Source organism: Novosphingobium clariflavum, assembly GCF_026420865.1.
Classification (GTDB): domain Bacteria; phylum Pseudomonadota; class Alphaproteobacteria; order Sphingomonadales; family Sphingomonadaceae; genus Novosphingobium; species Novosphingobium clariflavum.
In genome coordinates, this window is record NZ_JAPCWC010000013.1 from 91,206 (window position 1) to 107,028 (window position 15,823).

Sequence of the window (15,823 nt, forward strand, 5' to 3'; positions counted from 1 at the left end):
TGGTTCTCCAGACCGGCGGCCCCTACGCGCATGGGGGGTGAAATGCAAGGAAATAGGCGGATGCGGGGTGGTTTCGTCGTATCCGAAAGGCGCTTAATCGACCCTGAGTGCATCCACGGCGGCGATGGCGGCGGCGATGGCTTCCTCGCGCTTGAGTTCCGAGGTGTCGATCTCGATGGCATCGGCGGCGGCGATCAGCGGTGCGTCCTTGCGCCCCCGGTCGCGCTCGTCGCGGGCGGCGAGGTCGGCGGTGATCGCCTCCAGGGTGACGTCGCGGCCATGGGCCTGCATTTCGAGGAAGCGGCGCTGGGCGCGGGCTTCGACCGAAGCCACGACGAAAAGCTTCACTTCGGCTTCCGGGGCGATCACGGTGCCGATGTCGCGCCCGTCGAGCACGGCGCCGTCGGGCTGGACTGCGAAGGCGTGCTGGCGTTCGTAGAGCGCCTGGCGCACCGCGGGGTGGACCGAGACCCGGCTTGCCAGGCCGCCACTGGCTTCGGAGCGCAGTTCGGGATCGTCCAGCAGGCCTTCGGGGAAGGTGCAGGCGGCAAGGGCATCGACGGGATCGTCGGGGTTGCCGCCATCGAGGAAGCACTGACGGCCGACCGCGCGGTAGAGCAGGCCGGTGTCGAGGTGGGGCAGTCCGAAATGGTGGGCGAGGGCCTTGGCGATAGTGCCTTTGCCCGATGCGGTGGGTCCGTCTACGGCGATAATCATCGCGCGGTCATGGCGGCTTGGCCGGCGGGTGGCAAGGGCCGGATCAGGCTGCGCTCAGGCTGCGCTCAGGCTGGGCTCAGGACTCCGGGCTGGTGAGTTCCGGGCTGTCGGGACCGTAGATGTCGATCAGTTCCTGTTCGAAGCGGCCCGAATCGCGGGCCAGCCAGGCGATCATGACCACCGCGATACCGATGCTGGCGCCGACTAGCGGCAGGATCAGGGTCAATGCCGCGAGCAAGGGCATGGGCAGGGCGCCAAGCCATCGGCGCAGGCTGTGATGGCGGTGGATCGGCGCGGCGCGACCGGCCCGAATCGATGTCATGATGGCCTCCCTTCACCGAGAGGCTAGGCGCGCGAACCTTGTCGAATGGTAACCGGACGGCTCGGGGAACAGGGCGGCGGCCTGGCGAAAAGGGTGTCTCGCGGGAGACTGTCTCCCGGTGGACGGTCCCCCGGTGGACCGTGACGGCACTGTCCGCCGGGGGAAGGGCGTTATCCCGCGAGGCTGGCCAGCAGCGCCTCGAAGTTGGGGAAGCTGGTGGCGATCGGGCGGGTGTCGTCTACTTCGACACCGCCGCTGCTGACGAGACCGGCGACCGCCATCGACATGGCGATGCGGTGATCGAGATGGGTGGTGACTTGCGCGTCCGCCGCCGTGCCGGGCAGCGGGGCGCCGCCGGTGCCGGTGATGACGAGGCCGTCCTCGCGCTCCTCGATCGCCGCGCCGGCCAGTGTCAGCGCGGCGGCCATGGCGGCGAGACGGTCCGATTCCTTCACGCGCAGTTCGTCGAGTCCGCTGGTGACGGTGACGCCCTCGGCCAGCGAGGCGGCGACGAAGAGGACGGGGAACTCGTCGATCATGGCCGGCGCGATGGCGGGATCGACGGTGATGCCCTTGAGCGCGGAGTGCCTGACCAGCAGGTCGGCCACCGGCTCACCGCCGACTTCGCGCTCGCTGAGGAACTCGATCTGGCCGCCCATCTGGCGCAGCACTTCGACAAGGCCCGCGCGAGTGGGGTTGAGGCCGACGTTCTCGATCACCACTTCGCTGCCCGGCGTCACCAGCGCGGCAACGATGAAGAAGGCCGCCGAGGAGGGGTCGCCCGGCACGTCGATCACCTGGGGCTTGAGTTCGGCCTCGCCCTTGATGGTGATGATGCGGGTGCCGTCCGCCTCCACGGTGACGGTAAGGTCGGCGCCGAAGCCCTTGAGCATGCGTTCGGAATGGTCGCGGGTCGGCACCGGCTCGATCACGGTGGTCTCGCCCGGCGTATTGAGGCCGGCGAGCAGGATCGCGCTCTTTACCTGCGCGGAGGCGACCGGCAGGCGGTAGGTGATCGGCACCGCAGGTGTGGCGCCGCGCACGATCAGCGGCAGGCGGCCGCCCTCGCTGGCTTCGAAGCTGGCACCCATTTCAGACAGCGGATCGATCACCCGGCCCATCGGGCGCTTGGACAGCGAGGCATCGCCGGTGAAGCTGACCGCGATCGGATGGCTGGCGACAAGGCCCATCAAGAGGCGGGTCGACGTGCCCGAATTGCCCATGTCGAGCGGGCCCTCGGGCTGGAGCAGGGCGCCGACGCCCACGCCGCTCACCCGCCATTCGCCCCCGGATTCGCCAGCGCCCACGCGCTCGACCGTGGCGCCCATCGCGCGCATGGCAGCGGCGGTGGCGAGCACGTCCTCGCCTTCCAGCAGGCCGGTCACGCGGGTTTCGCCGACCGCCAGCGCGCCGAGCATGATCGAGCGGTGGCTGATCGACTTGTCGCCCGGCACGCGAATCCTGCCCTTCAGCGGTCCTGCGGGCAGGAAACGGCGGGGGCGCATGGGGGTGGTGCTGTCGTGGCTCACGGGCGTGCTTCTTTCCGATTGGCGGGGCGCAAAATCGCCGGGCTTTTGACAGCGGCTGCGGCCTATGGCAAGGCGCGCGCCCTGATGTGGCCGGGACGCTTGATTTTGCGCGCCGGCCCTCCCATCAAGACACGGAATTCTCGCCCGTACTCTTCGGGCGCGCAGTAATGAGGACATTTCATGGCAAAGCCTGAGTGGGGCGCCAAGCACGGCTGCCCGAAATGCGGCACCCGCTTCTACGACCTGGGCAAGGATGACCCGGTCACCTGCATCGAGTGCGGCCATTCGTGGCACCCGGAACCGGTGCTGAAGTCCAAGCAGCCGATTCCCTATGAGGAAATCCAGAAGAAGGAAGCCGTCGAGACCGAGGATGCGGATCTCGCCGACGACGATCTGGACATCGACGACGACGGCGATTCGCCGGACAACGACGTCGACCTCGGCGGTGACGACGATCTCGGCATCGGCGCCGGCGACGACGACGGCGACCGCGACGAGTAAGCCTCGCAGCGGATCTGTTTCAGGAAAGGGCGCGGCGCTTCGGTGGCCGCGCCCTTTCTCGTTTCCGGGGTAATGGCCCCTTCCGATCCATTTGCGGGAATTGCGCTTGACCGGCTCAGACTGAGCGGGGGTGGGGAAGGGCGTGGACCGCTTTTTCGGCCGCCGTTCAAAAAATGACAGGTCGGTGAAAATTTCCTCTTGCCAGCCCGGAGAACCCCATCTAGAGGGCGGCCTCCCAAGCGGAGACGGTCTTCAACGATCGGCGCTGCAGCGGGATTGGATCGAACCTCCCGGGTCGATCCGGTGAAATGAATGGGGCCTTAGCTCAGCTGGGAGAGCGCCTGCATGGCATGCAGGAGGTCAGCGGTTCGATCCCGCTAGGCTCCACCATTTCTTCCGAAACAGCCTTTCAAATTTATCTTTGCCGGGCTATTTCGACATATCAGTTTCGCGGGAACGCGATACGCTGGCCGACGAGGTTTCGTCCGCCGGCGTTTTTCGCATAAGGTTTCCGTCACGCCGGTCAGCGAGGTTTCGCCCACCGGCGTTTTTGGCGTTCTGGCTGGCCTGATGGTCGGTCAAAAGTGGAGTTAGGCATGTTCGACAGCCTTTCGGATCGTCTTGGTGGCGTTTTCGACAAGCTGCGTGGCCGCGGCGCGCTCAAGGAGCAGGACGTTCGCGATGCCATGCGCGAAGTGCGCATCGCGCTGCTCGAAGCCGATGTCGCGCTCCCCGTCGTGCGCCGCTTCATCGATCAGGTCACCGAACAGGCTGTCGGCCAGTCGGTCCTGAAGTCGGTCACCCCCGGCCAGCAGGTCGTCAAGATCGTCAATGACGCGCTGATCGAGATGCTGGGCGGCGACCAGACCGCCGAGCTCGATCTGGAAGCGGTTCCGCCCGTCGTCATCATGATGGTCGGTCTGCAGGGTTCGGGTAAGACCACCAGCACCGCCAAGATCGCCCGCCTCCTCAAGGAGAAGCAGGGCAAGAAGGTCATGATGGCCTCGCTGGACGTCAACCGTCCGGCGGCGCAGGAACAGCTTCGCGTCCTGGGCGAGCAGGTGGGCGTCGCCACCCTGCCGATCATCGCCGGCCAGCAGCCGACCGAGATCGCCACCCGCGCGATGCAGTCCGCCCGCCTTCAGGCCGTGGACGTGCTGCTGCTCGACACCGCCGGTCGTCTCCACGTCGACACGCAGCTGATGGACGAGATGAAGGCGGTTGCCGCCATCTCGACCCCGCGTGAAACGCTGCTGGTGGTCGACTCGCTGACGGGTCAGGACGCGGTCAACGTCGCGCAGTCGTTCGCCGGCGAAGTCGATCTTACCGGCGTCGTGCTCACCCGTATGGACGGCGATGCGCGCGGCGGTGCGGCGCTGTCGATGCGGGCCGTGACCGGCAAGCCGATCAAGTTCGCGGGCACCGGCGAGAAGATGGAGGCCCTTGAGGTCTTCCACCCCAGCCGCGTTGCCAACCGCATCCTCGGCATGGGCGATATCGTCTCGATCGTCGAAAAGGCGGCCGAGGCGGTCAAGGTCGAGGAAGCCGAAGCGCTGGCCAAGCGCATGGAGCAGGGCAAGTTCGACATGAACGACCTGCGCATGCAGCTCAGCCAGATGCAGAAGATGGGCGGCCTGGGCGCGCTGGCCGGCATGATGCCGGGCATGAAGAAGGCCAAGGCGGCGATGCAGGCCTCGGGCATGGACGACCGCGTGCTGCTGCGCATGGATGCGATCATCGGTTCGATGACCCCGAAGGAGCGCGCCAATCCCGCGCTGCTCAACGCCAAGCGCAAGATCCGCGTCGCCAATGGGTCGGGCACCAATGTCCAGGACGTCAACAAGCTGCTGAAAATGCACCTCGAGATGTCCAAGGCCATGAAGCAGATCAAGAAGATGGGCGGCCTCAAGGGGCTGGCCGCGATGTTCGGCAAGGGCGGCCTCGATGCTGCCATGCCCGGATTGGGCGGCGGTCTTGGGGGCGGCGGGGCCGGCGGTATGCCCGGCCTCGGTGGGCCCGATCTCAGCAAGTTTCTGAAGAAGTAATTTTTGAAGATTTGAAGGAAAGGTAGAGCAATGTCCGTTTCGATCCGTCTGTCGCGCGGTGGCGCGAAGAAGCGTCCTTACTACAAGATCGTCGTCTCCAACTCGCGCGCTCCGCGCGACGGCAAGTATCTTGAGCAGGTCGGCACCTACAACCCGATCCTCGCCAAGGACGACGAAAACCGCGTCCGTCTGGTCGAAGACCGCGTGCGTTACTGGCTCGGCGTTGGCGCCCAGCCGACCGACCGTGTTGCCCGCCTGCTCGACAAGGCCGGCATCAAGGAGCGCGCTGCTACCGTGAACGCCAAGAAGGGCGAACCGGGCCAGAAGGCCAAGGACCGCGCTGAAGAAAAGGCTGAAAAGCTGCGCGAAGCTGAAGAAGCTGCCGCCGCTGCTGCTGCCGCTCCGGCCGCTGAAGAAGCTCCGGCTGAAGCAGCTGCCGAGGAATCGACCGAAGCCTAAGCTTCAGGTCGGATCCAGATGGCTGGTCAAGACCGCCCCGTCACGCTTGCTGCCATCACTGGCGCGCACGGCGTGACGGGCGAGGTTCGCCTCAAGCTGTTCGGTGAAGGCGTGGCGGCGCTCAAGCGCTACCGCGCCTTCAACGAGTCAATGGGCAGGGATTCCACTCTGACGCTCGCCAAGCTGCGCGATGACGGCAAGGGCGGTGCGATTGCGCGTTTCGAGGAAGTGCCGGATCGTACGGCTGCCGAGAAGCTGCGCGGCACCGCGCTCACCGTTCCGCGCGCGTCGATGCCGGAACTGGAGGAGGGCGAGTATTATCACGCCGACCTTCTGGGCCTGCGCGCCGTTTCCGACGCGGGTGACGAACTGGGCACCTGCATCGGGGTCGAGAACTTCGGCGCCGGCGACGTGATCGAGATCGAGCGTCCGGTAGGCGAGGATGGAAAACGGCGCCGTTTCATGGTGCCGATGACCACCGCCGCCGTTCCCGAGTGGGATCACGAACGCATTGTCGTCAACGCGGCTTTTGCGGAAGAATAAAGGAAAGGCCGCCCTTCGGGGCGGCCTTTCTTGCATCGGGCGGCGGTCCGGCGCGCTGGCGGGGGCGGCTCGCCCGGGGTCGGGAGCTTTCCATGATCTATCTGCTTGGCCTGTTTTTCCTGGTGTTCCCGGTCTTGTTTGCCGGGGGGCTGCTGCGCTGGCGCAAGGACTGGTCGCGGCGCCGGATCGTGCTGGTGTCGGCCTCGCCGCTGGCTGCCCTGATCGCGGCGCCATGCGTGCTCGTGTTTGTGCTGACGTTCACCGCGACGCCGCGGCAATGCGTGATCGACCGGTGCGACGAGGATCGGGATACCGCCGTTGGCGGCCTGCTGATCGCGCTGGGCGGTTTTGTCGGAGGGGTGTTGACAGCGGGGGGCGCAGTCTATCTGGCACGGCGCAACGCGCCCGTACCCGAAGCAGATATATTCACATGACTTTCAACGCCACCGTCCTCACCCTCTACCCCGAGATGTTCCCCGGCACGCTTGGCATCAGCCTTGCGGGCAGGGCGCTTGCCGAGGGCAAGTGGGCCATGAACCCGGTCCACATCCGCGACTTCACCACCGACAGGCACCGCACCGTCGACGATACCCCGGCGGGCGGCGGTGCCGGGATGGTGCTCAAGGTCGACGTTCTGGCCGCGGCCATCGACCATGCCCGCACGATCAATCCCGACGCGCCGATCATCGCCATGACCCCGCGCGGCAAGCCGATCTCGCAGGCACGCGTGCGCGAACTGGCGCAAGGGCCGGGCGTGACCATCCTGTGCGGCCGCTTCGAGGGGTTTGACGAGCGCATCTTCGAAGGGCGCCAGGTGGAGGAGATGTCGGTCGGCGACGCGGTGCTTTCGGGCGGCGAACCGGCGGCGATCCTGCTGCTTGACGCTTGCATTCGGCTGCTTCCCGGCGTAATGGGCGCCGCTTCCAGCGGGACCGAGGAATCGTTCGAGGACGGTCTTCTCGAATACCCGCAATATACCCGACCCACCGAGTGGGAAGGGCGCACGATCCCTGAAGTGCTGCGATCGGGGGATCATGCGAAGATCGCCGCCTGGCGGAAACGGCAGGCGGAGGAAGATACACGGTCACGCAGGCCGGACCTTTGGGAACGTCACAGTGGCGTTCGGGGCCAGTCTGCCTCTGGTGCGCGGCGCAAAAACGAGGACTTAGGTTCATGAACCTGATTCAGCAGATCGAGGCCGAGGAAATTGCCAAGGCCGCCAAGGATATCCCGACCTTCCGTCCGGGCGACACCGTCCGCGTCGGCGTGAAGGTGGTTGAAGGCACCCGTACCCGCGTCCAGGCGTACGAAGGCGTGTGCATCGCGCGTTCGAACCGTGGCATGGGTTCGAACTTCACCGTCCGCAAGATGAGCTTCGGTGAAGGCGTTGAGCGCGTATTCCCGCTCTACTCGCCGAACATCGATTCGATCACCGTCGTCCGTCGCGGCGTCGTGCGTCGTGCGAAGCTGTACTACCTGCGTGGTCGTACCGGCAAGCGCGCCCGTATCGCCGAGCGCCGGGTCAACGAACCCAAGGCGTAAGCCCGGGCGATATGACCGGCTCTTCGGGGCCGGGCAGCTTGAGAGGCGGCTCGATCCATCGAGCCGCCTTTTTTGCGTCTGGCGGAAGCCTGTCTTGAGCGCAGCGGTACTTTGTCGATTGGAGCGTTTTCCAATCAGGTGGAATCACCTGATGACTCGGAAAACGCTCTAGCCGATGCAGCTAACTGATTTCATGCGGCGAATCGCAATTTGCCCGGTGGAGAGCGGATTTTCGCACAGCTGCGAATCGCGTGCAGGCCACCCGCTTCGGCGGGCCGGGGCAGGGGCATTGCGGCGTCTTCGTCGCTGGATTGACCAAAACGTCAACTGAGAGGCGGAAAAACACGATAAACAGGGCGTTTTCGGCCTGTTTAGGCTTTGACAGCGTCCTGAAAAACGGCTCAATTCCGTCGCCATTCAGAGGCGAATCCAGTTCTATCCCATCGCATCCTATTTCCACTGAAAGGTTAGGGGGTACCCATAATGAACAAGAACGATCTTATCGGCGCGGTCGCAGACTCGAGCGGCCTGACCCGCAGCGACGCTACCAAGGCTGTTGAAAGCGTTTTCGACGCCATCACCGGCGCGCTGAAGAAGGGTGACGAAGTGCGCCTGGTCGGTTTCGGCACGTTCTCGGTCGCCAAGCGCAAGGCTTCGACCGGCCGTAACCCGCGCACCGGCGAGCCGATGGAAATCAAGGCTTCGGCCCAGCCGAAGTTCAAGGCCGGCAAGGGCCTCAAGGACGCTGTCAACTAAGCAGCGCTCCGGCAGCCTGTCGCGCCTCGCAGGCTGAAGACATTGCGCCGCGCCAACCATCGGGTTGGCGCGGCGCTTTTGCGTCCGGGGAGGGGGGAGGAAAGGGGCGCCTTGGGGGCGTCCCTTTCCCTCGTGTGGTTACGGCTTCAGTCTGACCAGCGCGGTGGGCGCTGCCGGCGTGCGCGGATTGACCGCCCAGACCAGCCTGCGCCCCCCGGGGGCGGCTTGCGGGCCTTCGTCCGTGTTGTTGGCGAGGATCTCGCCATCGGTGAGCACGGTGAACGTGCCGTCGGCCTCGCTGGGGCCATCGGCAGCCCCCGTGCTGCCGTCGGCGCTGCTGCTGCTGTTGTCGTCGCCGCCGATTCCGGCGAGCATGGCGCCCATCATGCCGTCCGTGCCCTTGGACGGGCCGAAGCCGGGGGCATCCATCCGCACGCTGCCGTCCTGACGCAGCGAAAGCTGCACGAAGGGATTGGCCATCGCCAGCCCTTCGATGGTGGGGAAGGCAAAATCGTGGTCGAGCCTGCCCTGGATGGCGAAGTCGACATCGAAACGCCCGTCGCCCTTGTAGACCACCTTGTTCCAGCCGACCTGCCGGCGCAGCTTGGCGGCGACGTCCTCGCCCGCGCGCGGGTCATTGGGGTCGATGCCGCCGAGCAGCGCCTTTGCCGCCTGCGCGTCGCTCTTGGCCTTCCGCGCGCGCGACTCCTCCCACGACGTCTTCTGCTTGGCGAGTTCGTCCCCGGTGCAGGGGCGCTCGTCGTAGTTGTCGTCGTGGCAGGCATCCGGGGTGAAGCCCGTCTCCTTCGCCTTTTGCAGCGGGATCATCACGATCTCGCCGCTATAGGTGAAGCGGAAGCTGCGATCGTTCCGCAGGTCCAGTTGCGAGGTGAACTTGCCCGGCACGAAGATGCAGGCCGCCACCAGCAAGGCCAGTCCGGCAACCGCCAGCCCGGCAAGGATGCGCCGGGCTGGATTGCGGGATGCCGCAGGAGTGGGCGCCTGCGAGCGGGGACGGGATGAAATGTCGCACGAAGTCATGTCGTCTTCCGGATTGCGCGATCTGCGGTGCCTCACGCCTCGGGGCGGGTTGCCACGGCGTAGAGGGCGATGGCGGCCGCGTTCGAGACATTGAGGCTTTCCATGGCCTCGCTGATCGGCAGCTTGGCGATGGCGTCGCAGTGCTGGACGATGTTGTGGCGCATGCCGTCGCCTTCGGCGCCAAGCACGAGTGCGACCGGCCCTGCAGGCAGCGCTTCGCCCAGAGTTGTCTCGGTGCCGCCGTCAAGGCCGATGCGCCAGTAACCGGCCTCGGCGATCTCCTCGAGCGCACGGGCGAGGTTCACGACGCGGACCCAGGGCAGCACTTCGAGCGCGCCCGAGGCGCTTTTCGCCAGCGTGCCCGATTCGGGCGGGGCGTGGCGGTCCTGGGTGACGATGGCGCAGGCATTGAACGCCACGGCCGAACGCATGATGGCACCGACGTTGTGCGGGTCGGTCACCTGGTCGAGCACGACGACCGGGCGCGAGGGATCACCGTCGAGAATGTCGTCGATGAAGATGTCGTCGAGCGGCTCGCATTCGAGCACGAGGCCCTGGTGCGGCGCGTCACGGGCGACGAGTCGGGCGAGATCGGCGGGCTGCGCCCACTCCACCGGGAAGTCGGTGGGCAGTTCGCCGTCGAGAGATTCGACGCCTTCGCGAGTTGCCCACAGCTTTCTATGTTTGCGATCGGGGTTTTTGAGGGCCGCCTCCACCGCATGACGGCCCCAAAGGCGGACCATTCCGGTGCTTGCGCGACCGCTGCCGCGTCCGTTCTTCATCCGGCCAGCGCGCCCGCGCAGCGCCTTTCCGGGCTTTGCGCCGTCCCGGTCGCTACGATTGCTCATGAAAATATCCTTTTTGAAAAAATCTGTGCCGCTCCTGCCAGTACCCCCATTGACAGGCAAGGCCAGGTTCTACATAGGCGCCCTCCTCGGCAGCGAGGCACTGGCAACGGCGCTTCGAAACACTGCGGGTTCCGCTCCTTCGGGAACGGTTTTCCGCCGCCAGCAACTGGTGTGGACAGGTGGCCGAGTGGTTAAAGGCAGCAGACTGTAAATCTGCCCGTGCAAGCGTACGCTGGTTCGAATCCAGCCCTGTCCACCACCAGTCGCTCATCGCAAGAGCATTCCCTTCGGGGCTTCCCAAAGCAACAATTAACGGCGCCGTTCCGGCATCGATCTGGTCATGTCCGGATCCGGAACCCTGTCCGTTTCCGATGGCAGGTTCCTGTTTTGCCGGATTTTCCGAATCGGCAGGTGTTTCCACCGGACGCGTAAATGCTTTAGAGGGGCAATATGCCTGGAGATATTCTCGATAATCAGGGACGCGGCGAAGCGTCCTGGAGCTGGCCCTCGGTTCATCCCGAAGGTCGCAAGTTCGGTGCCATTGCCGGAGCGATTGCGCTCGTGGGGTGGATCGCGCTCGGGCCGCTTGTCGGCCTGCCGTTGGTCCTGCTCACGTACTGCGTGCTGGCCTTCTTCCGCGATCCCGTGCGCGTCACGCCGCAGGACGATCGTTTCATCGTGGCGCCTGCCGACGGCCTCGTCACGCTGATCGGCAAGGTGCCGCCGCCGCGCGAACTGACCGTCGAGGACGGCAGCGGGGCGGAGCCGCTCTCGACCGAGCCAGTGACGCGCATCTCGATCTTCATGAGCGTGTTCGATGTGCACATCAATCGTGCGCCGATCGGCGGCACGGTGCGCCGGGTGATCTACATCCCGGGCAAGTTCCTCAACGCCGATCTCGACAAGGCGAGCGAAGAGAACGAGCGCCAGCACATCCTGATCGAGCGCGGCGACGGCCAGCGCATCTGCTTCACGCAGATCGCCGGGCTGGTGGCACGCCGGATCGTGCCTTTCGTGAAGCCGGGCGACATCATCGCCGCGGGCCAGCGCATCGGCCTCATTCGCTTCGGCAGCCGCGTGGACGTTTATCTGCCCGCCGGAACCGAACCCAAGGTGCTGATGGGGCAACGTATCGTTGCCGGTGAAACCATTCTTGCCGAAATCGGCGCCGCCCCGGTGATCGAGGGCATTTCGCAGTGACCGAGGAGTCCGGTGACTTCATGGCGGAACGGCTGAGTTCGCGCCGCCGGCTTGCCGCCGGGCTCTCGATGCGGGTCTTTGTTCCCAACGCGATCACCGCCGCTGCGCTCTGTTCGGGCCTGACGGGGATCCGTTTCGCCATCGGCGGCGATTACGAACGGGCGGTGCAGGCGGTGATCCTGGCGGGTGTGCTCGACGGGATCGACGGCCGTGCCGCGCGCATGCTCAAGGCGCAGACCCGTTTCGGCGCGGAACTCGACAGTCTCGCCGATTCGATCTCGTTCGGTGTGGCGCCGGCGCTGATCGTCTATCTCTGGACCTTGCATCAGGTCCCCAGCCTGGGCTGGATCGCCGCGCTGGCGTTTGCCATCTGCTGCGTGCTTCGCCTGGCGCGGTTCAATTCGCGGATGGATCAGCTGGACCAGCCCCACAAGGCAGCCGGTTTCCTGACCGGGGTTCCGGCACCGCTGGGCGCCGGGCTCGGCTTCCTGCCGCTCTATCTGTGGATCGCCAGCGGCCATCCCGTCTTCGCCAACCCGGTGCTGGTTGGCGTGTGGATGGTGCTGATGGCCTTCCTGATGATTTCCAACCTGCCGACGCTGAGCTGGGCGCGGATGCGTCCGCCGCCGAGCCTGCGCCTGGGTGTCCTTGCCGTGGTCGGCCTGACCGTGGCGGCGCTGCTGGTCGAGCCGTGGTGGACGCTGGCGGTGATCACCATCGTCTATCTGGGCCTGATCCCGCTCGGCATCTCGGTCTATCTCAAGGTCAGGCGGCAAGCTCGCCGTTCGGCCATTCCAGTCCCGGGCGCTGCAGCGCCTGAAGTCGGCGACGCATAACGCGTTCGCGGCGGAGCGCGGAAAGTGTCGGCACCGGTACGCGTTCCACCATTGCCCAATTGATCGTGAGCACTTCGGGGCAGGCGGCAAGCCGTGCCTTGAGCGAACGCGCGCTGTGTCCGTAGCGGCGCAGCGTGGCGGTGATCGCGAAAGCCGAAGCCAGCGCGGTGAGGGCGAATAGGCAGGCAGCAAATGCAGTCATGTCCAATCCTTTCGAGCCATCGGCGCTGATCTGGCCGGGGGTAGCCGCTTGTGGAAAACCGACTCATGTTCTAACAATGTTCCGTCTGGCTATCTGTTCTCTTTTTGTTCAAATTGAGTCAAGGCCAAAATGCAATGTCCGCTAAGCTTCTGGAACTTCCACTGTTTTAGCGTCTGTGCAGGCGCTGTCGGACGGGCGGTCCAGCGCAAGACAGCCACTGTCTCGCGATGGAACACTCTGGCCGGGCGCCGATGTACCGATCGCTGAGCGGCAAGCAGGGCGGGGCATTCGGCGTGTTACCCTGTGGAAAACCTGTGGAACGCCTGTGGTTTCCTGCGCGGCGCGATCCTGCGATCGGCGGTTTTGCGGCCACGCCGGACCGAGCGGCGCGATTGGGGCTGGATTTCACGGACGAAGAGGACTAAGGGCGGCCCCGCTCGAAGCAGGGATCGAATTCGCGGTCCTCGCGCGATTCGGGCAATCCACATGGAAAGCGCACATACCGGTGCTTTGACGGCCATGGTCTTCGGACAGCCGCCAGGTTCCTGCTTTCCAGAGGTTCGAACCGGAAGGAATTCTATTATGGCGGCACCTGTCGTCACCATGCAGCAGCTCATCGAAGCCGGCGCCCACTTCGGCCACCAGACCCACCGCTGGAACCCGCGCATGAAGCCGTACATCTTCGGCGCGCGCAACGGCATCCACATCATCGACCTCTCGCAGACCGTGCCGCTCTTCGCGCGCGCTCTCGAGTTCGTGCAGGCCACTGTCCAGGCCGGTGGCAAGGTGCTGTTCGTCGGCACCAAGCGCCAGGCTCAGGAGCCGATCGCCCAGGCTGCCCGCGCTTGCGGTCAGCACTACGTCAACCACCGCTGGCTGGGCGGCATGCTCACCAACTGGAAGACCATCTCGGGTTCGATCAAGCGCTTCAAGGCTCTTGAAGAGCAGCTTTCGGGCGACACCGCCGGTCTCACCAAGAAGGAAGTCCTTCAGCTGACCCGCGAGCGCGACAAGCTCGAGCTGTCGCTCGGCGGTATCCGCGACATGGGCGGCATTCCGGACGTGATGTTCGTGATCGACGCCAACAAGGAAGCGCTGGCGATCAAGGAAGCCAACGTCCTCGGCATCCCCGTCATCGCCGTGCTCGACACCAACGTCGACCCCAACGGCATCGCGTTCCCGATCCCGGGCAACGACGACGCCAGCCGCGCCGTGCGCCTCTACTGCGACGCGATCGCCCAGGCTGCCACCAAGGGTGGCCGTGACGCGCTCGTCCAGAGCGGTGCCGACATCGGCGCCATGGACGTGCCGGTCGAGGAAGCAGTCGAGGCCTGATCGGTCCGGCGACGACTTTTTCGTCATGGAATTGTCGCGCGCCGGGTCCAATGGGCCTGGCGCGCATCCATTTTTAGACCACAGCAATGTGGTTCGACCCAAGCAAGAGGATTTGAGCGATGGCTTACACCGCCGCTGACGTGAAGAACCTGCGCGAGCGCACTGGCGCCGGCATGATGGACTGCAAGAAGGCCCTCGACGAAACCGGTGGCGATCTCGAAGCCGCCGTCGACGCGCTGCGCGCGCGCGGCCTCGCCGCTGCCGCCAAGAAGTCGAGCCGCACCGCGGCTGAAGGCCTCGTCGGCGTTGCCGTGACCGGCACCAAGGGCGTTGCCGTCGAAGTGAACTCGGAAACCGACTTCGTCGCGAAGAACGACCAGTTCCAGGACTTCGTCCGCAAGACCACCGAAGTCGCTCTCGGCGTTGCCGGCGACGACGTGGAAGCGCTCAAGGCTGCTGCCTACCCGACCGGCGGCACCGTCGGCGACGCGCTGACCAACAACGTCGCGACCATCGGTGAGAACCAGCAGGTTCGCCGCATGAAGACCGTCGAAGTGGCCCAGGGCCTCGTCGTTCCCTACATGCACAACGCTGCCGCTCCGAACCTCGGCAAGATCGGCGTGCTCGTCGCTCTCGAATCGGAAGCTTCGGCTGACGTCCTCGAAGCGCTTGGCAAGCAGATCGCGATGCACATCGCCGCTGCCTTCCCGCTGGCTCTCAACGCCGACGGTCTCGACGCCGAGCTGATCGCCCGCGAGCGCAAGATCGCCGAAGAAAAGGCTGCCGAATCGGGCAAGCCCGAAGCCGTGCAGGCCAAGATGGTCGATGGCGCGATCGCCAAGTACGCCAAGGACAACGCACTGCTCTCGCAGGTCTTCGTCATGGACAACAAGACCCCGATCCAGCAGGTCGTCGACCAGGCCGGCAAGGACGCCGGTGCCAAGATCGTGCTGAAGGACTACGTCCGCTTCCAGCTCGGCGAAGGCATCGAGAAGGAAGTCACCGACTTCGCAGCCGAAGTGGCTGCTGCCGTCGCCGGCTGATCCTTCGGGCAACCGAACAAGAAAAGGGCCGGGGAGCTTTGGCTTCCCGGCCCTTTTTCTATGTCTGTTCGGGCGGTTCCCAAAAAAGTTGGGCTTGCGCGAAGCGAGGTTCGCGGCAGATTGGCGGGCGATGTTACAGAATGCTCCCGACCTTTCGTTGCTTAATCCGGCTGAATTGCAGGTGCTGCGCCTGTTCGCGCAGGGGCATACGGCAAAGAGCGTCGCGCAGTTGACCGACAGAAGTGTGGGGGCGGTGAACGAGCGCCTCCGGGAGGCGCGGCGCAAGACCGGGGTGGCCAGCAGCCGAGAACTTGCGCGGCTATTGGTCGCACAGGAAAATTGGGACGAAAAATTGGCTCTCGATCAGGAGCCATCCCCGACTCCAGTACTGGATATGCACGGCAGGGCACGCCGTGAGTATCGACTGCTGAAGGGTGCTAACATCATGATCCTGCTTGCGATTTCTCTTTTGTCAGCCAGCACGCCGTCGCCTTCCGGGGCGGTGGTCGATAAGGACGAGATACTCTCTTCGTTCATGCCGCAGGACGCTTCTCCGCTGGAGCAGTATCAGCAGGTGAGAGGCGAGGTGCGAGATGAATCGTGGGCGCATGCACAGGAGCAAATGCTTGGTGCGCGTTTTGCCGTTCTTCTGGCAAAATATGGCGTCCACAAGCCGGTGCGCGTGCTGTGTGGCAATACACTTTGCGAAGTCGCCTTGCGGGTGCGAGTCAGTGCTAAGCGACTGGGTGGGCTTGTTGCCGAACTTCAGGAGCGGCCGCTGCTTGACGATTTGAAGAGGCATGGCTTGACGGGCACAAGTGCGGGGTTCGGCAGCGATAAGGAAACCGCCGATATGCTTTACTTTTCTTACTGGAAGAGAGGCTGATGGCGAGGCGGGCGGCAC

At 65.1% G+C, this 15,823-nt stretch carries 19 protein-coding genes and 2 tRNA genes; 15 read left to right on the forward strand and 6 right to left on the reverse strand.

What is annotated here, in order from left to right:
• Window positions 1-93: 93 nt before the first annotated feature.
• The 3 genes from OKA11_RS16035 to aroA form a co-directional block, all read right to left on the reverse strand.
• Window positions 94-717 (reverse strand): (d)CMP kinase, encoded by a 624-nt coding sequence (locus tag OKA11_RS16035; protein WP_267222090.1) that lies wholly within the window; start codon window positions 715-717, stop codon window positions 94-96.
• A 76-nt stretch (window positions 718-793) separates the two neighbouring features.
• On the reverse strand, window positions 794-1,039 hold the full coding sequence (locus tag OKA11_RS16040) for a hypothetical protein (protein ID WP_267222093.1): 246 nt from the start codon (window positions 1,037-1,039) through the stop codon (window positions 794-796).
• A gap of 170 nt (window positions 1,040-1,209) precedes the next feature.
• Window positions 1,210-2,544: a 3-phosphoshikimate 1-carboxyvinyltransferase gene (gene aroA, locus OKA11_RS16045; protein WP_267222152.1), complete on the reverse strand. Its 1,335-nt coding sequence runs from the start codon at window positions 2,542-2,544 to the stop codon at window positions 1,210-1,212.
• Between the two features lie 204 nt (window positions 2,545-2,748).
• On the opposite strand from aroA, the gene OKA11_RS16050 reads away from it, so the two are divergent.
• The 9 genes from OKA11_RS16050 (at window position 2,749) to OKA11_RS16090 (ending at window position 8,414) form a co-directional block, all read left to right on the forward strand.
• Window positions 2,749-3,069: a TIGR02300 family protein gene (locus tag OKA11_RS16050; protein ID WP_142632774.1), complete on the forward strand. Its 321-nt coding sequence runs from the start codon at window positions 2,749-2,751 to the stop codon at window positions 3,067-3,069.
• 314 nt (window positions 3,070-3,383) lie between these two features.
• Window positions 3,384-3,459 (forward strand) — tRNA-Ala (locus tag OKA11_RS16055).
• Between the two features lie 206 nt (window positions 3,460-3,665).
• Window positions 3,666-5,114 carry a signal recognition particle protein gene (ffh, locus tag OKA11_RS16060; protein WP_267222096.1) on the forward strand — a complete coding sequence of 483 codons (1,449 nt, stop codon included), beginning with the start codon at window positions 3,666-3,668 and terminating at the stop codon, window positions 5,112-5,114.
• A gap of 30 nt (window positions 5,115-5,144) precedes the next feature.
• Complete coding sequence (gene rpsP / locus OKA11_RS16065; RefSeq protein ID WP_086493416.1) at window positions 5,145-5,573, forward strand: 30S ribosomal protein S16; 429 nt, start codon at window positions 5,145-5,147, stop codon at window positions 5,571-5,573.
• Between the two features lie 18 nt (window positions 5,574-5,591).
• A complete protein-coding gene (rimM, locus tag OKA11_RS16070; protein ID WP_267222100.1) occupies window positions 5,592-6,116 on the forward strand; it encodes a ribosome maturation factor RimM in 525 nt (174 codons plus the stop codon).
• Window positions 6,117-6,208: 92 nt separating this feature from the next.
• Entirely contained in the window at window positions 6,209-6,550 is a 342-nt protein-coding gene (locus OKA11_RS16075) for a hypothetical protein (protein WP_267222102.1), read from the forward strand.
• Window positions 6,547-7,293, forward strand: a complete 747-nt coding sequence (gene trmD, locus OKA11_RS16080; protein ID WP_267222104.1) for a tRNA (guanosine(37)-N1)-methyltransferase TrmD — start codon at window positions 6,547-6,549, stop codon at window positions 7,291-7,293. Before OKA11_RS16075 ends, trmD begins: the two co-directional genes overlap by 4 nt.
• Window positions 7,290-7,658, forward strand: a complete 369-nt coding sequence (rplS, locus tag OKA11_RS16085; RefSeq protein WP_142632780.1) for a 50S ribosomal protein L19 — start codon at window positions 7,290-7,292, stop codon at window positions 7,656-7,658. The genes trmD and rplS overlap by 4 nt, the downstream gene beginning before the upstream one ends.
• Before the next feature lie 483 nt (window positions 7,659-8,141).
• Window positions 8,142-8,414 carry an HU family DNA-binding protein gene (locus tag OKA11_RS16090; protein WP_142632782.1) on the forward strand — a complete coding sequence of 91 codons (273 nt, stop codon included), beginning with the start codon at window positions 8,142-8,144 and terminating at the stop codon, window positions 8,412-8,414.
• Window positions 8,415-8,552: 138 nt separating this feature from the next.
• Here the strand turns inward: OKA11_RS16090 and OKA11_RS16095 are convergent, their stop codons facing one another.
• Window positions 8,553-9,455, reverse strand: a complete 903-nt coding sequence (locus OKA11_RS16095) for a hypothetical protein (protein ID WP_267222107.1) — start codon at window positions 9,453-9,455, stop codon at window positions 8,553-8,555.
• Window positions 9,456-9,487: 32 nt separating this feature from the next.
• Window positions 9,488-10,303: a TrmH family RNA methyltransferase gene (locus OKA11_RS16100; protein ID WP_267222109.1), complete on the reverse strand. Its 816-nt coding sequence runs from the start codon at window positions 10,301-10,303 to the stop codon at window positions 9,488-9,490.
• Window positions 10,304-10,476: 173 nt separating this feature from the next.
• Here OKA11_RS16100 and OKA11_RS16105 point away from each other — a divergent pair.
• The 3 genes from OKA11_RS16105 (at window position 10,477) to OKA11_RS16115 (ending at window position 12,339) form a co-directional block, all read left to right on the forward strand.
• Window positions 10,477-10,562: transfer RNA gene (locus OKA11_RS16105), tRNA-Tyr, on the forward strand.
• 191 nt (window positions 10,563-10,753) lie between these two features.
• Entirely contained in the window at window positions 10,754-11,503 is a 750-nt protein-coding gene (locus OKA11_RS16110) for a phosphatidylserine decarboxylase (RefSeq protein ID WP_142632786.1), read from the forward strand.
• A gap of 20 nt (window positions 11,504-11,523) precedes the next feature.
• A complete protein-coding gene (locus OKA11_RS16115; protein WP_267222154.1) occupies window positions 11,524-12,339 on the forward strand; it encodes a CDP-alcohol phosphatidyltransferase family protein in 816 nt (271 codons plus the stop codon).
• On the opposite strand, the gene OKA11_RS16120 is transcribed toward OKA11_RS16115, so the two are convergent.
• Window positions 12,269-12,541, reverse strand: coding sequence for a hypothetical protein (locus OKA11_RS16120; RefSeq protein WP_267222112.1), 273 nt, complete (start codon window positions 12,539-12,541; stop codon window positions 12,269-12,271). The two genes, OKA11_RS16115 and OKA11_RS16120, sit on opposite strands and share 71 nt — an antisense overlap.
• 582 nt (window positions 12,542-13,123) lie before the next feature.
• Here OKA11_RS16120 and rpsB point away from each other — a divergent pair.
• From rpsB to OKA11_RS16135, 3 genes are all read left to right on the forward strand, one after another.
• Complete coding sequence (rpsB, locus tag OKA11_RS16125; RefSeq protein WP_142632790.1) at window positions 13,124-13,876, forward strand: 30S ribosomal protein S2; 753 nt, start codon at window positions 13,124-13,126, stop codon at window positions 13,874-13,876.
• 119 nt (window positions 13,877-13,995) lie between these two features.
• Window positions 13,996-14,919, forward strand: coding sequence for a translation elongation factor Ts (tsf, locus tag OKA11_RS16130; protein ID WP_142632792.1), 924 nt, complete (start codon window positions 13,996-13,998; stop codon window positions 14,917-14,919).
• A gap of 130 nt (window positions 14,920-15,049) precedes the next feature.
• Window positions 15,050-15,805 carry a helix-turn-helix transcriptional regulator gene (locus tag OKA11_RS16135; RefSeq protein ID WP_267222117.1) on the forward strand — a complete coding sequence of 252 codons (756 nt, stop codon included), beginning with the start codon at window positions 15,050-15,052 and terminating at the stop codon, window positions 15,803-15,805.
• Window positions 15,806-15,823 lie beyond the last annotated feature (18 nt).

Excerpts from the sequence above, each read along its gene's own strand:
- OKA11_RS16110 (WP_142632786.1), top strand. The coding sequence starts at position 10,754 with ATGCCTGGAGATATTCTCGATAATCAGGGACGCGGCGAAGCGTCCTGG.
- OKA11_RS16120 (WP_267222112.1), bottom strand. The coding sequence starts at position 12,541 with ATGACTGCATTTGCTGCCTGCCTATTCGCCCTCACCGCGCTGGCTTCG.
- OKA11_RS16050 (WP_142632774.1), top strand. The coding sequence starts at position 2,749 with ATGGCAAAGCCTGAGTGGGGCGCCAAGCACGGCTGCCCGAAATGCGGC.
- aroA (WP_267222152.1), bottom strand. The coding sequence starts at position 2,544 with ATGCGCCCCCGCCGTTTCCTGCCCGCAGGACCGCTGAAGGGCAGGATT.
- rplS (WP_142632780.1), top strand. The coding sequence starts at position 7,290 with ATGAACCTGATTCAGCAGATCGAGGCCGAGGAAATTGCCAAGGCCGCC.
- OKA11_RS16035 (WP_267222090.1), bottom strand. The coding sequence starts at position 717 with ATGATTATCGCCGTAGACGGACCCACCGCATCGGGCAAAGGCACTATC.
- trmD (WP_267222104.1), top strand. The coding sequence starts at position 6,547 with ATGACTTTCAACGCCACCGTCCTCACCCTCTACCCCGAGATGTTCCCC.
- rpsP (WP_086493416.1), top strand. The coding sequence starts at position 5,145 with ATGTCCGTTTCGATCCGTCTGTCGCGCGGTGGCGCGAAGAAGCGTCCT.
- tsf (WP_142632792.1), top strand. The coding sequence starts at position 13,996 with ATGGCTTACACCGCCGCTGACGTGAAGAACCTGCGCGAGCGCACTGGC.
- ffh (WP_267222096.1), top strand. The coding sequence starts at position 3,666 with ATGTTCGACAGCCTTTCGGATCGTCTTGGTGGCGTTTTCGACAAGCTG.
- OKA11_RS16090 (WP_142632782.1), top strand. The coding sequence starts at position 8,142 with ATGAACAAGAACGATCTTATCGGCGCGGTCGCAGACTCGAGCGGCCTG.
- OKA11_RS16100 (WP_267222109.1), bottom strand. The coding sequence starts at position 10,303 with ATGAGCAATCGTAGCGACCGGGACGGCGCAAAGCCCGGAAAGGCGCTG.
- rpsB (WP_142632790.1), top strand. The coding sequence starts at position 13,124 with ATGGCGGCACCTGTCGTCACCATGCAGCAGCTCATCGAAGCCGGCGCC.
- OKA11_RS16095 (WP_267222107.1), bottom strand. The coding sequence starts at position 9,455 with ATGACTTCGTGCGACATTTCATCCCGTCCCCGCTCGCAGGCGCCCACT.
- rimM (WP_267222100.1), top strand. The coding sequence starts at position 5,592 with ATGGCTGGTCAAGACCGCCCCGTCACGCTTGCTGCCATCACTGGCGCG.
- OKA11_RS16040 (WP_267222093.1), bottom strand. The coding sequence starts at position 1,039 with ATGACATCGATTCGGGCCGGTCGCGCCGCGCCGATCCACCGCCATCAC.
- OKA11_RS16135 (WP_267222117.1), top strand. The coding sequence starts at position 15,050 with ATGTTACAGAATGCTCCCGACCTTTCGTTGCTTAATCCGGCTGAATTG.
- OKA11_RS16075 (WP_267222102.1), top strand. The coding sequence starts at position 6,209 with ATGATCTATCTGCTTGGCCTGTTTTTCCTGGTGTTCCCGGTCTTGTTT.
- OKA11_RS16115 (WP_267222154.1), top strand. The coding sequence starts at position 11,524 with ATGGCGGAACGGCTGAGTTCGCGCCGCCGGCTTGCCGCCGGGCTCTCG.